The organism is Mesorhizobium sp. B4-1-1 (assembly GCF_006439375.1).
GTDB lineage: Bacteria > Pseudomonadota > Alphaproteobacteria > Rhizobiales > Rhizobiaceae > Mesorhizobium.
In genome coordinates this window covers 171,079-184,095 of sequence record NZ_VFTH01000001.1, presented here as the reverse complement: position 1 = coordinate 184,095, position 13,017 = coordinate 171,079, and the positions used below count along the sequence as shown (strand labels likewise).

General features: G+C 64.1%; 12 protein-coding genes. 8 read left to right on the top strand and 4 right to left on the bottom strand.

Annotated elements, in window-relative coordinates; genetic code table 11:
* Positions 1-138 precede the first annotated feature (138 nt).
* Positions 139-405, top strand: a complete 267-nt coding sequence (locus FJW10_RS00945; RefSeq protein WP_140782867.1) for a hypothetical protein — start codon at positions 139-141, stop codon at positions 403-405.
* 93 nt (positions 406-498) lie between these two features.
* Here the strand turns inward: FJW10_RS00945 and FJW10_RS00940 are convergent, their stop codons facing one another.
* Positions 499-1,497, bottom strand: coding sequence for a LysR substrate-binding domain-containing protein (locus FJW10_RS00940; RefSeq protein WP_246674073.1), 999 nt, complete (start codon positions 1,495-1,497; stop codon positions 499-501).
* A gap of 162 nt (positions 1,498-1,659) precedes the next feature.
* On the opposite strand from FJW10_RS00940, the gene FJW10_RS00935 reads away from it, so the two are divergent.
* The 7 genes from FJW10_RS00935 to FJW10_RS00905 are packed head-to-tail and all read left to right on the top strand — an operon-like array spanning position 1,660 to position 9,761.
* Positions 1,660-3,174, top strand: a complete 1,515-nt coding sequence (locus tag FJW10_RS00935) for a leucyl aminopeptidase (RefSeq protein WP_140830229.1) — start codon at positions 1,660-1,662, stop codon at positions 3,172-3,174.
* Positions 3,175-3,212: 38 nt separating this feature from the next.
* Positions 3,213-4,118 carry a proline iminopeptidase-family hydrolase gene (locus FJW10_RS00930; RefSeq protein WP_140897715.1) on the top strand — a complete coding sequence of 302 codons (906 nt, stop codon included), beginning with the start codon at positions 3,213-3,215 and terminating at the stop codon, positions 4,116-4,118.
* A gap of 17 nt (positions 4,119-4,135) precedes the next feature.
* Positions 4,136-5,797 carry an ABC transporter substrate-binding protein gene (locus FJW10_RS00925; protein WP_140897713.1) on the top strand — a complete coding sequence of 554 codons (1,662 nt, stop codon included), beginning with the start codon at positions 4,136-4,138 and terminating at the stop codon, positions 5,795-5,797.
* A 22-nt stretch (positions 5,798-5,819) separates the two neighbouring features.
* Complete coding sequence (locus FJW10_RS00920) at positions 5,820-6,836, top strand: ABC transporter permease (protein WP_140897711.1); 1,017 nt, start codon at positions 5,820-5,822, stop codon at positions 6,834-6,836.
* A complete protein-coding gene (locus FJW10_RS00915; protein ID WP_095765266.1) occupies positions 6,836-7,807 on the top strand; it encodes an ABC transporter permease in 972 nt (323 codons plus the stop codon). The genes FJW10_RS00920 and FJW10_RS00915 overlap by 1 nt, the downstream gene beginning before the upstream one ends.
* A complete protein-coding gene (locus FJW10_RS00910; RefSeq protein ID WP_140830220.1) occupies positions 7,804-8,763 on the top strand; it encodes an ABC transporter ATP-binding protein in 960 nt (319 codons plus the stop codon). Before FJW10_RS00915 ends, FJW10_RS00910 begins: the two co-directional genes overlap by 4 nt.
* An 8-nt stretch (positions 8,764-8,771) precedes the next feature.
* The gene (locus FJW10_RS00905) at positions 8,772-9,761 is read left to right on the top strand and encodes a dipeptide ABC transporter ATP-binding protein (protein WP_140897709.1); all 990 of its coding nucleotides are present in this window, start codon (positions 8,772-8,774) and stop codon (positions 9,759-9,761) included.
* A gap of 48 nt (positions 9,762-9,809) precedes the next feature.
* On the opposite strand, the gene FJW10_RS00900 is transcribed toward FJW10_RS00905, so the two are convergent.
* From FJW10_RS00900 to FJW10_RS00890, 3 genes are all read right to left on the bottom strand, one after another.
* A complete protein-coding gene (locus tag FJW10_RS00900; protein WP_181177364.1) occupies positions 9,810-10,364 on the bottom strand; it encodes a hypothetical protein in 555 nt (184 codons plus the stop codon).
* Between the two features lie 99 nt (positions 10,365-10,463).
* Positions 10,464-11,546, bottom strand: a complete 1,083-nt coding sequence (locus tag FJW10_RS00895; protein WP_140897705.1) for a TIGR01620 family protein — start codon at positions 11,544-11,546, stop codon at positions 10,464-10,466.
* Positions 11,543-13,015: a YcjX family protein gene (locus tag FJW10_RS00890; protein WP_140897703.1), complete on the bottom strand. Its 1,473-nt coding sequence runs from the start codon at positions 13,013-13,015 to the stop codon at positions 11,543-11,545. The genes FJW10_RS00895 and FJW10_RS00890 overlap by 4 nt, the downstream gene beginning before the upstream one ends.
* Positions 13,016-13,017: the final 2 nt, after the last annotated feature.

Sequence of the window (13,017 nt, the reverse complement as noted above, 5' to 3'; positions counted from 1 at the left end):
GCCTGTTGCAACCGCGTTACACAAGTTGACACGGCCCGGTCGTTGCGTAACGCCACAATCAGAGGTTATGGCACGTTCGGCTTCGGCCATCGGAGGCAGCGGCGATGGGCGGCTGCCTTTTTTTAGGAGATGATTGATATGAAGAAGTTTTTGCTCATTGCCGTCGGTGTTGCGGCGTTGGCCGGTTCGGCTTGCTCCAAGGGGCCGGAATGCACGCAGGAAATCGCTGCCAAGAAGGCGCAGGACATGGCCGCCGCCCTCCAGGAAGCCATCACCAAGGATCCGAGCAAGGCGGCCGATCTGACAGCCAAGGTGCAGGCCGTGACGACCAAATATCAGGGCGCGACGACACTCGACGAAGCCTGCAAGGCCTATGACGAGCTGACCGCCACCATCAAGGGTTGAGCCAAACCGTCGGCGAATGCGAGGGCGGCGGCCATTTGGCCGCCGCCCTTTTTCTTGCGCAGCACTTCGGTCGGCAGCGCTTTCCGAGATACGCTACGCGATACCCATCGCGCGCTTATGGTCGGTGATCTCGGCGAGCAGCCAATCCTGGAACAGGCCGGTTCCGGGCTTGTTCCCGATGCTGCGGCGCTGATGTAGATAGATGCCGGCGGGATAGGTGTGGCGGGCGCTGAAAGGAGCGACAAGCCTGCCTTGCTGCAGAAGGTCCTGAGCCATCATGGTATCGGCCAAAGCGATCCCCGCGCCGTTTATCACCTCGCGCATGATCAAGGTGCAGTCATCGAGCGTCGTGCTGGATTTCGGCGTGGTGTCCAGAACGCCCTCCTGCTCCAGCCAGCGCCGCCAGCGCATGCTCTCGCATTCGTGGATCAAATGATGATTGACCAGATCGGCGGGCGTTCTGAGCGGCACCGGTCCTTCGAGCAGCGAGGGCGCGCAGACTGGGGTCAGGACCAGCGGGATCAGCAGCGTCAGGGCGGGGCCGGCCTTGTAGACGAACTCGTCGACAATGGCCAAATCGAAGTTGGCGCGCTTGCCCGAGGTAGAGATCTCCAGGTCCACGGCCGGATGCTGCTTGCGGAAATTCGGCAACCGGTCGGCCAGCCAAAGGTTCAGGACCGCCGGCACGCAGAGCACCCTAACACGCTGGGTCCTGCCGTGCCCCGGCCCATCGACGAAGCTGACATCGTCGGTGGCGCGCCAGATGGCCTCGAATGCCTCCGAGAGAGAGCGGGCATAATATGAGCCCCTGATGGTTGGGGTGATCTGGCGAAAGCCGCGCTCGAACAGGTCCTGGCCGAGGTTTCTTTCAAGCGCGCGAATGTGGCGGCTGACGGCCGAGGGCGTCAAATGCAGCTCCTCGGCTGCATCCTTGATGCTGCCGAGACGCGCGGCGGCCTCGAAAGCGCGCATACCATTGAGCGAGGGCAGTGCCATTGACCGATCATGAATTGTCAGTTGAGTTTTTGTCAATCGACTTGGGCAAAATTGGCGTTTGATCGCCTGGCCGGTTCGGGGATACCCAAATGGCAAGAGCGACTAAGTCGCCGTCAGAAAACAATTATTTGGGTACTCCGATACCATTTCCCCAACGGCGCGAACCGGCCTCATCGGTTTGCATCGGTTGCGGGAGAGGTTTGCGCATGACGCAGCCGATCTGGCAGGAGCCGCCCCGCAAATGGGAGAACGAGCTTTATGCCTCAGTCGCCGGTGCCGGTCTTCGAGACGACGACGGAGATTTCCGCGGAAACCTCCGTCGTCGTGATCCTGCAAACCGCTCACACGGGTTTTGGGCCCCGGGCAGCGGCGCTCGATGCCGAGATGGACGGGATCCTATCCCGCGCGTGTTCCGAGCCGGCCGCGCTTGAGGAATCCGGCGCCTGTCTCGATGTCATCGCGCCGAAGGCCGTACCGGTCCGGCGCGTGGTGGTGCTGGCCTTGGGCAGGGCCGAGGCCGTAACAACCCTTTCCCTGGCGCGAGCCGGCGGTTTGCTTGCGGCGCATCTGGAAGGCAAGGGCGAATGCGCGGCCACCCTCGTGTTGGACCCGCTCGCCGATGTCGACCTGCCTGCAGCGGAAGTTCTCGCGCGGGTTGCGCTCGGCATGCGGCTTCGGCGCTATCGTTTCGACATGCGCAATCGGCGTCAGGGAGCCGGCGCCGACCGCACTTTGCGGGTGCAATTGATCGGCGCGGCCGGTCCGGAGCTGAAGGCGGCGCTGGCGCGGGTCGATGCCATCGCGGACGGTGTCGAATATGCGCGCACACTGGTCAACCTGCCGCCAAACCATCTCCACCCCGACAATTTCCATGACCACCTGGAGCCGCTGCGCGAGGCCGGCATCGATGTCGAGATCCTCGATGCGGCGCGGCTGAAGGAGCTCGGCATGAATGCGATCCTGGCCGTCGGCTCCGGCTCGGCGCGGTCGCCGCGTGTCGCCGTCCTGCGCTATCGCGGCAAAGGCGCTCCCGCGCAGCCACTGGCTTTCGTCGGCAAGGGCGTCTGCTTCGATTCCGGCGGCCTGTGCATCAAGCGCGGCGAGCAGATGTTCGACATGAAGGCCGACATGGGCGGCGCGGCCGCGGTGGTCGGCCTGTTGATTGCGCTCGCCCGGCAAGGCAGCTCGGTGCATGCCGTCGGCGTGCTCGGCATTGCCGAGAACATGCCGTCCGGCACCGCGCTCAAGCCGCGCGACATCATCACGACAGCGTCGGGCCAAACCGTGGAAGTGTTCGACACGGATGCGGAAGGCCGACTGATCCTGGCCGACTGCCTCTATTATGCCGCCTCGCGCTTCAACCCATCGGTGATCGTCGACCTGGCGACGCTGACCTATTCGGTGATGCGGGGCCTCGGCTCGGTCTTCGCTGGCCTTTTCAGCACCGACGACACCATCGCCTCGCGGATGATCGCGGCCGGGGAAAAGGTTGGCGAGCGGTTCTGGCAGTTGCCGCTCGACCGGGCCTATGACGAGGGGCTGCAATCGCCCTTCGCCGATATCCGCCATCACGCCAAGGACATGGAGGATGGCGACGCGCCCTATGCCGCGGCCTTCCTGCGCAATTTCACCGAGGATCGTCCCTGGGTGCATCTCGACATTGCGGGCAAGGAACTGGCCGATAAGGACCAGCCGCTGGGCCGGGAAGGCGCCACGGCTTTCGGCGTGCAGATGCTGGAAGAGTGGGTGCAGTCCGGCCAGGCGGCGAACTAGGCGACGGCGGGATGTCTTCAACCACGCAGGGAACCACAATGCCGTCCGAGATCGTCAGCAAGGAAGGGCGGGCCGGCTTCGGCGCCTATGAAACCTGGTATCGGATCAGCGGCGAGCTCGATGCCGGCAAGGCTCCAGTCGTGATCCTGCATGGCGGCCCGGGCGCCGCGCATAATTACGTCGATGCCTACAAGCTTCTCGCCCGGGGCGGCCGCGCCGTCATCCACTACGACCAATTGGGCTGCGGCAATTCCACCTTGCTGCCGGAAAAGGGCGCCGATTTCTGGACGCCCCAGATCTTCATCGACGAACTGGAGAACCTCGTCGACCATCTCGGCATCCGCGGCGGCTTCCATGTGCTGGGTCAAAGCTGGGGCGGCATGCTGGGTGCCGAATATGGCGTGACCCGCCCGAAGGGCCTGAAGTCGCTCACCATCGCCAACTCGCCTGCTTCCATGAAGCTTTGGGTCGAGGAGGCCAACCGGTTGCGCGCCGATCTGCCCAGGAAGGTGCAGGAGACGCTGACGAAGCACGAACAGGCCGGCACGACGGGCGATCCGGCCTACCAGGAAGCGACGATGCGGTTCTACGAACGGCATGTCTGCCGGGTCGTGCCGTTCCCGCCCGAGGTGACGGAGACTTTCGCCCAGATCGTGCGCAATCCGACCGTCTACAATGTGATGAACGGCCCGAACGAATTCCACGTCATCGGAACGCTGAAGAGCTGGAGCGTCATCGACCGCCTGCCGGCCATCGAGGTTCCGACACTCCTCATCTCCGGCCGTTACGACGAAGCAACGCCCGCGACCGTGCAGCCCTTCAAGGACGGCATCAAGGGATCGCGCTGGGAGATATTCGAGCATTCCAGCCACATGCCGCATGTCGAGGAGCAGGATCTCTGCATGCGGGTGGTGGGAAACTTCCTGGACGACAACGACAACTGAAAAAGGGGAATGACGACATGAAGAAACTGCTTTTGGCGGCCTCGGCCGCCGCATTGCTGGCCGGCTCGTGGCTCGCTCCGGCGCACGCCGAATATCTCAAGGAACACCGCGGCGGCACCATTCGCCTTCTCGCCCGATCGGCGGCCGGAACGCTCGATCCGCATATCAACTACACGGACCAGGGCTGGCAGATGTACCAGCCGATCTATGACGGCCTGGTCGCCTTCCGCAAAGCGGAAGGTGTCGAGGGTTTTTCCATCGTTCCCGACTTGGCCGAGGCGTTGCCTGAGGTCAGCAATGACGGCAGGACCTTCACCTTCAAGCTGCGCAAGGGCATCAAGTTCTCCAACGGCCAGGACCTCGGCGTGAAGGACGTCGTCGCCTCCTTCCAGCGCATCTTCAAGATTTCCGGCCCGACGTCGGGCACCTTCTATGCCGGCATTGTCGGCGCCGACAAATGCCTGGCCGACACCAAGAGCTGCACGCTGGAAGGCGGCGTCGTCGCCGACGAGGCGGCCGGCACGATCACCCTCAATCTCACCAAGCCGGACGCCGAGATCCTCTACAAGCTCGCCTTGCCGCATGCCGTGATCCTGCCCGCGGACACGCCGGCCGAGGATATGGGTTCCAAGCCGATCCCCAGCACCGGCCCCTACATGATCTCGGCCTTCGATCCCAACAAGGGCATGACGGTTTCCCGCAACCCCAATTTCAAGCAGTGGAGCGAGGAAGCCCAGCCGGACGGCTATCCGGATGTCGTGCAGTATGATTTCGGCCTGTCGGAAGAGGCGGCCGTAACGGCGATCCAAAACGGCGAAGCGGACTGGATGTTCGACGCGCTGCCCAGCGACCGCCTCGGCGAACTCGGCAGCAAGTCCATGGACCAGCTGCATATCTCGCCGCTTTCGGCGTGGTGGTACGCGCCGCTGAACACCCGCATGGCTCCGTTCGACAATGAAAAGGCGCGCCAGGCCGTCGCCTATGCGGTCGACCGCAACACGCTGGTCAAACTGTTCGGCGGCAAGGTGCTGGCCTCGCCGGTCTGCCAGGTCCTGCCGCCGGATTTCCCCGGACATGAGGACTATTGCCCCTTCACCAAGAACCCGGGCGCCAAATGGTCGGCGCCCGATGTCGAGAAGGCCAAGCAACTCGTCGAGGAATCGGGCACCAAGGGCCAGAAGGTGACCATCATCGTCGAGGATACGGCGATCTCGCGATCGATAGGCGTCTATCTGCAGAGCGTGCTGACCAACATCGGCTATGTCGCCGACGTCAAGCCGATCTCTTCCAACCTGCAGTTCACCTACATCCAGAACACCAACAACAAAGTGCAGATGTCCGTCACCCAGTGGTACAAGGACTATCCGGCGGCGTCGGACTTCCTGAACATCCTGTTCAGCTGCGCCTCCTATCGCGAAGGCTCGGACGCCTCGATCAACATCTCCGGCTTCTGCGACAAGGATATCGACGCCCAGATGCAGAAGGCTCTGGACCTCGGCGTAACGGACCAGAAGGCGGCCGACAAATTGTGGGCGGCGATCGACAAGCAGGTCACCGACAAGGCGCCGGCGGTCGGTCTGTTCACGCCGAAGCGGCTTGATTTCGTGAGCAAGCGCATCGGCAATTTCAAGTTCAACCCGCAGTTCAACTGGATTATCACGCAATCCTGGGTGCAGTAACGAACCGCGGAAGGCACATATCGTGTCCAGCCAAGTCGCCGCCATGCCGCGCAAGACGCGAGGGCCCTGGGCCGTCGCGTTCGCGAAGCTGGCAACGGACAGGGCCGCCATGGCGTCCCTGGCCGTGTTCCTCATCATCGTCCTCGCCTGTTTCAGCGCGCCGCTTTACGCAAAATGGGCGAGCACGGATCCGTTCGCCTCGACGCTCGACGCCGTCATCCAGATCGACGGCGCCGACGTTCCGGTGATGGAACAGTCGACCGAGGGACTGGGGCTTGGCTACACGCCGATCGGCCCGACCTGGCGGCTTGGCAATTATTTCCTCGGCGCCGACAGCCAGGGGCGGGACGTCATGGCAAGGTTGCTCTATGGCGGCTTGAACTCGCTTTTGATCTCGGGCGCGGCCACCCTCTTCACGCTGATCGTCGGCACGATGGCGGGACTGATCGCGGGTTATTTCGGCGGTATCACCGACACGGTGCTGTCGCGCCTGCTCGACGTGCTCTGGGCGTTCCCGATCTATCTGCTGGCGATCTCGCTTTCTATCGTCACCATCGCGCAAGGCATCGCGATCGGGCCGATCGAGATCCAATCGGGCAGCCTATGGCTGCCGGTCATCATCATAGGCATTGTCTATATACCCTATGTCGCGCGTCCGATACGCGGGCAGGTCCTGGCGCTGCGCCACAGCGAGTTCGTGTTCGCAGCGATCAATCTCGGCGTGCCGGGCTGGCGCATCCTGTGGCGCGATATCCTGCCCAATATCACCACCACCCTCATCGTCTTCGTGCCGCTGATGATGGCGCTGAACATGCTGACGGAATCGGCGCTTTCGTTCCTGTCGATCGGCGTGCAGCCGCCGGCCGCGAGCTGGGGCACCATCATCCAGGACGGGCAGGCGCTGCTCTATACGAGGCCGCTGGTTGCGCTGGTGCCTGGCCTGGCGATCGCCGTTTCCGTCATGGCGCTCAACGTCTTCGGCGACGGCCTGCGCGATGCGCTCGACCCGCGCTCCAAGGTCCGGCTGGGGCGCGACTGATGTTTTATGCCATCCTGCGCCGTTTCGGTCAGATGCTGTTCGTGATGTTCGGCATCTCCGTCATCGTCTTCCTGATCTTCTTCGCCACGCCCGGCGCCGATCCCGCCGCACGCATCGCGGGCCGCAACGCTTCGCCGGAAGTGCTGGCAGCGGTGCGCCACAGCTTCGGCTTCGACCAGCCGCTCTACGTGCAATATACGCGCATGATGGAGAAGATCTTCGTCACCGGCGACCTGACCTCATTCGTCAACCGCGGCTGGAAGGTTGTGCCGGCCGTCATGGATTCGATCCCCGTCACGCTTTCGCTGGTGTTCGGCGCCGCAGTCCTGTGGGTGGTCGTCTCCATCATCATCGGCATCGTCGCCGCGGCCACCCGCGACAGCTGGCTTGACAAGCTTCTGATGGCTTTGGGCCTGCTCGGCATTTCCATGCCGGTCTACTGGCTGGGCGAAGTGATGAACCTGATGACCCAGAGCCGCTATCACGACAGCTGGGCGTTCTCCTGGGTGCCGCCGCTCGGCTACAAGAACTTTTCCGACGATCCCAAGGGCTGGTTCCTGACGCTGGTCATCCCATGGATCACGCTGGCCATCCTTTATATCGGCATTTACGGGCGCGTGCTGCGCGCGGCCATCATCGAATCCATGCAGGAGGATTATATCCGCACCGCCCGCGCCAAGGGCCTGTCGGAGACCCGCATCCTGTTTCGCCATGCGCTGCGCACCTCGCTCATCGCCTTCGTCACCCTGTTTGGCCTCGACTTCGGCGCGCTGGTGGGCGGCTCGGCCTTGCTCACCGAAGTCGTGTTCGGCCTGCACGGCATCGGCAAGCTCACATATGACGCGCTGCAGAACCTCGATCTGCCGATGATCATGGCGACGGTCATGTACGCTTCGATGTTCGTGGTGATCGCCAACGCGGTCGTCGATTTCGTCTACATCCTCCTCGATCCGCGCCTGAGGGCATCATGATACTGTCGGTGCGCGATCTCAAAGTGTCCTTCCGCACGCATGACGGACCGGTACGGGCCATTGACGGCGTTTCCTTCGATCTCGAGGAAAGCGAGATCCTCGGCGTCGTCGGCGAATCCGGCTCGGGCAAGACGGTGTCGCTGCTTGCCGTGATGGGGCTTATCACCGACCCGAACGCCACCATCGAAGGTTCGATCCGCTACAAGGGCCGCGAACTCGTGGGCTTGCCGCCGCGCGAGCTTCGTCGTCTGCGCGGCAACGAGATCGCGATGATCTTCCAGGATCCGATGACGGCGCTGACGCCGGTCTACACGATCGGCTGGCAGATCGCCGAGCAGATCCGGGCGCATCGCGGTCTCAGCAAGTCCAAGGCGATGGAGCGCGTCGAGCAGCTGTTGGCGGAGGTGAATTTCCCCAACCCGCACGAGGCGATGTCGCGCTATCCGCACCAGCTTTCCGGCGGCATGCGGCAGCGCGCGGTGATCGCGATGGCCTTGTCCTGCGATCCGGCGCTGCTGGTGGCCGACGAGCCGACCACCGCGCTCGACGTCACCGTGCAGGCCGGCATTCTCGACCTCGTGCGCAAATTGCGGGCGAAGCACAAGTCGGCAGTGGTCTTCATCACGCATGACATGGGTGTCGTCTCCGAGCTCGCCGACCGGGTCATGGTCATGTATGCCGGCCGCGTGGTGGAGCGCGGCACCCGCACGGAGCTGTTTTCCGACCCGCGACACCCTTATACGCGTGCGCTGCTCGGCTCGATCCCGCCGCTGACCGGCCAGAAACCGCGCCGCCTGCCGGCCATCCCCGGTTCGCCGCCTTCCTTGCTGCGGCTGCCCCAAGGCTGCGCCTTCGGCCCGCGCTGCCCGGTCCGGTACGAACCTTGCGAGGCTGGCAAGCCAGGACTCGGCGCGAGCGCGCATGCCGCGGCATGCTTTCGGGTGGCGCAGGCATGAGCGAGCCGATGACAGACACAGATCGCCCGATCCTCGAGACGCGTTCGCTGGCAAAACGCTTTTCGATCGGCACCCGGTTTTCCGCCGAGGGCAGGCGGACGGTCCATGCCGTGGACAATGTCTCGCTGACCGTGTGGCGGGGCGAAACAGTGGGCCTTGTCGGGGAATCCGGATGCGGCAAGTCCACGCTGGCGCGCTGCCTGGTCCGGCTCTACGACATCACCGACGGCAAGCTTCTGTTCGAAGGCGACGACATCACCTCGAAGTCGTTATCCGATCTGAGGCCGCTGCGGCGGCGCTTGCAAATGGTCTTTCAGGATCCCTCGGCCTCGCTCAATCCGCGCCGGCGCGTCGGCGATCTCGTCGCCGAGCCGCTGCGCATTCATGGCAAGGTTTCGGCCAAAGAGATCACCGCGCGGGTGGCGGAGCTGTTCGAGTTGGTCGGACTGTTGCCGGACCATATGATGCGCTATCCGCACGAATTCTCCGGTGGCCAGCGCCAGCGCGTCGGCATCGCGCGGGCGATCGCGTTGAACCCCGACCTTGTCGTACTGGACGAGCCGGTCTCCGCGCTCGACGTGTCGGTACAGGCCCAGATCGTCAACCTGCTCGCCGATCTGCAGGAGAAGCTGAAGCTCACCTATATCTTCATCGCCCACGATCTCTCCGTGGTGCGCCAGGTCTCGACACGCATCGCGGTTATGTATCTCGGCTCGATCGTCGAGGAAGGCCCGGCGGAAGAGGTCTTTGCGACGCCGGCTCATCCCTACAGCCAAGCGCTGATCTCGGCGGTTCCCATTGTCGAGACGACGCCTGCGGGCGCGCGCAAGCGCATCATCCTCACTGGCGACGTGCCGAGCCCGTTGAAGCCTCCATCCGGGTGCCGCTTCCATCCGCGATGCCCGATCGCGGCGGAACGGTGCCGTTCTGAGCGGCCGGAACTGAAGGAATATCGTCCAGGCCGCAAAGTGGCCTGCCACTTCCCGACTTTAACGTGAACCGTCTTCTTGCGGGTGGCGGACGCGGGCGGCCGGAACCGCGCCGGATCAGTTCTTGGCGATGGCGCCGACTTCGACCGGATCGATCCGCTTCAGGCTCATGCCGATCACCGGCACCAGCTGATTGTTGACGCGCACGGCCACCGTCACGGTCATCGAATTGCCGTCGGGGACGCGCGCCTGCATGACGCCGTTCAACTGTTTGCGGTTGATGGTGAAGACGACTTTCTGGGCGTCGACGACATTGCCGCCGACAATGTCCATGCCGCTTTCGGTCGAGCCGCCCATGAAGGTGCCCCTGTAACCATCGCGCCCCTTGCGTTCGACACTAGCCGACATCTTTTGCGTGAACACGCCGACCCTGCAGCCGCCGTCAAGCGTCATGCCGAGCTTGCTGGCGGGCGTCGAGCCATTGAAATCGCAGGTGAATTTGGTGCCTTTGTACTTGCCGGCGATGATCTCGCCAGGGCCGACCCATCTGCCTTCGACGGAGCGGAAAAACTGCTTGTCCGGCTCTGCGCCAAAGGCCTTTTCGGCCAGTCCGAGCGGCGCGGCAATCGCAATGGTGGCAGGCAGAACGCAGGACAGGATTACGCTTCTCATCGACGACACCCGGCACGAAAGAGTCTATTCTTGGGACCGGACTGACCATGCAGAAGATTGGTTAATGCTTCGTCACCCGCGGCGGGTCACGCGTTTACCCTATCGGTCGTCTTGGCTGTTCTTTCGCGCCGCGAACGACGTCAGCGCCGAGAGGAAATCGCCTAGGCCGGGGCGTTTGACGGCGATGAACGGCAAGGGGCGGGCGGTTTCCATCGCGGCGATGCCGATGCGCGCCGTCATCATGCCGTTGACCACGCCTTCGCCGAGCTTTGCCGAGAGTTTTGCGGCCAGGCCATGGCCGACGATCTGCTGCACGAAACTGTCGCCCACCGCGATCGAGCCGGTCACCGCCAGATGCGCGAGCACGCCGCGCGCCAGCCGGAAGAAGCCGAGCGTGCCTGGGCGGCCGCCGTAGAGTTCGGAGAGCCGCCGGATCAGTCGTCCGGCCTCGAACACGACATAGGCGATGTCGACCAGAGCGCGCGGGCTGACCGCCGTGATCAGGGACACGCGCTTCGCGGCCTCGAGGATCATGATTTTCGCGCGGGCATCGAGAGGCGACAGGATCTCGGTCTCGGCAAGCCGCACCAGATTGGCGCCGTCGATGATCTCGCCGCGCAGTTCGGCGAGCGAGCGGCGCCCAGCGGCGGTCTCGGGTTTTGCCGCGACGAAGGCCGAGAGTTCGTCGACCAAGGCACGCGCCGCCTTGGGATCGTCGCGCGCCACGGCATCCAGGGCCCGCTTCTGCATCTTTTCGACTTCGGCCAGGCGGGCGATGGCGAGGAATTCGCGGATCAGGATGACGAGCAGCGAGAGCAGCGCAATCGCCGCCATGCCGGCCGCCAGCCAGCCAAGCCATTCGGCCCGCGCGAACAGGTCGCGGATCAGCTGGTCGGCCCAAAGACCGACCGCCAGCGAGAGGAGCACGCTCAGAGCACCGAGGAACAGCCGGGCAAGCAGCGAGCGCTTTCTCGGCGCCGTCGCCGGCGGCGGAACCGCGGCCTCGATGTCCGGTTCGTCGAAGACGTCGACCTCCGAGGGGATCACGACCGCCACATCAGCCCGCGCGGCACGTGGCCTGCGCGCCGGCTGCTCCTCGGCGACGCGGTTTCGCTGTGGTTGCGGCGGCGCCTCGGTCTCGGGCTCGATGCGGAAGGCCGCCGGTTTGCGGGGCGCGGTCATGCCAGATGATCTCCGATCAGGAACTGCAGCGCGCGGTCGAGCCGGATATGCGGCAAGGACAGCGTGACGCCTTCGGCGGTGCGTTCGAGTTTCGGCGGGCGGAAACGCACGAAGCGGATCGCGGGTTCGGTGCTGTCGGGCGGCGATCCGGAATTGTCGAACACCGCGTCGACTTTTTCCGGCAAATCGCCCGGGAATATGGCGGTTTCGGTCTTTCCGTCGAATGTCTCGCCGTTGATCTTCTCGCCCTTCAGCGGGGTGCCGATGATGACGGGCAGCGTCTCGCGGCCCTGCTTCACCGTGCCTTCGCGGGTTGAGCGAACCGCGGCCATGGCGAGGACGTCGACGGCGGCGCCGCTGAAATTCGCGCGCGCCACGGCGCGGTCGGTCAGCCGGCGAACGATCGCCTGCAGCCGGTCATGGCTTTCGTGGTGCAGATGGTCCGCCTTGGTCGCGGCGACCAGGATGCGGTCGATACGGCGCGAGAAGAAGTCGGTGAGGAAATTACCCCGTCCGGGCCGGAAGCAGGAGAGGATCTCGGTGACGGCGCGCTCCAGATCGGCCATGGCGGCCGGTCCGGCATTCAGTGCCTGCATGGCGTCGATCAGCACGATCTGCCGGTCGAGGCGGGCGATGTGCTCGCGAAAGAACGGTTTGACGACATGCGTCTTATAGGCCTCGTAGCGGCGTTCCATCATGGCCTGCAGCGATCCGGAGCGCGGCCGGCCTTGCGACAGCGTCATCAGCGGCGCGAAGGTCAGCGCCGGCGAGCCTTCGAGATCGCCCGGCATCAGGAAACGGCCGGGCGGCAGCGTCGACAGCGCGCGTTCGTCGAGCTTGCAGGCCTTGAGATAGGCGGCGAAGCTTTCGGCCAATCGCCGCGCCGTCATCTCGTCGGCGTCGGCATCGGGATCGATGGCGGAGGCCAGTTCGCGCCATGCCTGCGACAGGTCCGAGCGGACGGACAGGGCGGCCAGTTCGACCGCCTCGCGCGAAAAGTCGGCAAAGGATTTGCCAAGCAGCGGCAGGTCGAGCAGCCATTCGCCGGGATAATCGACGATGTCGATGGATAGTTTTCCGGCTGAAAACAACCGGTTCCAGCCTGAAGCCGACTCATATTCGATGGTGAGCCGCAGTTCTGAGATGGCGCGCGTGGAGTCCGGCCAGACACGGTCGTTCACCAAAGCCGCGACATGATCCTCATACTGGAAACGCGGAACGGCATCGTCCGGCTGCTCCTCGAGGAAGGCACGGGCGATACGGCCGGATTTCTGCGCTTCCAAGAGCGGCAGGCGTCCGCCATGGATGAGATTGTGGACGAGGGCAGAAATGAACACGGTCTTGCCGGCGCGGGAAAGGCCGGTGACGCCAAGACGCAATGACGGAGAGAAGAGCCCGGCGGCGCGGCCCGACAACGTGTCGAGCGCAATCCTCGCCTCGTCGGTGAAATTGGTCAGCGATGATGCCAAAT

Bases quoted from the DNA above. Each gene is read 5' to 3' on its own strand.
- FJW10_RS00935 (WP_140830229.1), top strand. From the start codon at position 1,660: ATGCCTCAGTCGCCGGTGCCGGTCTTCGAGACGACGACGGAGATTTCC.
- FJW10_RS00915 (WP_095765266.1), top strand. From the start codon at position 6,836: ATGTTTTATGCCATCCTGCGCCGTTTCGGTCAGATGCTGTTCGTGATG.
- FJW10_RS00895 (WP_140897705.1), bottom strand. From the start codon at position 11,546: ATGACCGCGCCCCGCAAACCGGCGGCCTTCCGCATCGAGCCCGAGACC.
- FJW10_RS00945 (WP_140782867.1), top strand. From the start codon at position 139: ATGAAGAAGTTTTTGCTCATTGCCGTCGGTGTTGCGGCGTTGGCCGGT.
- FJW10_RS00905 (WP_140897709.1), top strand. From the start codon at position 8,772: ATGACAGACACAGATCGCCCGATCCTCGAGACGCGTTCGCTGGCAAAA.
- FJW10_RS00930 (WP_140897715.1), top strand. From the start codon at position 3,213: ATGCCGTCCGAGATCGTCAGCAAGGAAGGGCGGGCCGGCTTCGGCGCC.
- FJW10_RS00910 (WP_140830220.1), top strand. From the start codon at position 7,804: ATGATACTGTCGGTGCGCGATCTCAAAGTGTCCTTCCGCACGCATGAC.
- FJW10_RS00900 (WP_181177364.1), bottom strand. From the start codon at position 10,364: ATGAGAAGCGTAATCCTGTCCTGCGTTCTGCCTGCCACCATTGCGATT.
- FJW10_RS00925 (WP_140897713.1), top strand. From the start codon at position 4,136: ATGAAGAAACTGCTTTTGGCGGCCTCGGCCGCCGCATTGCTGGCCGGC.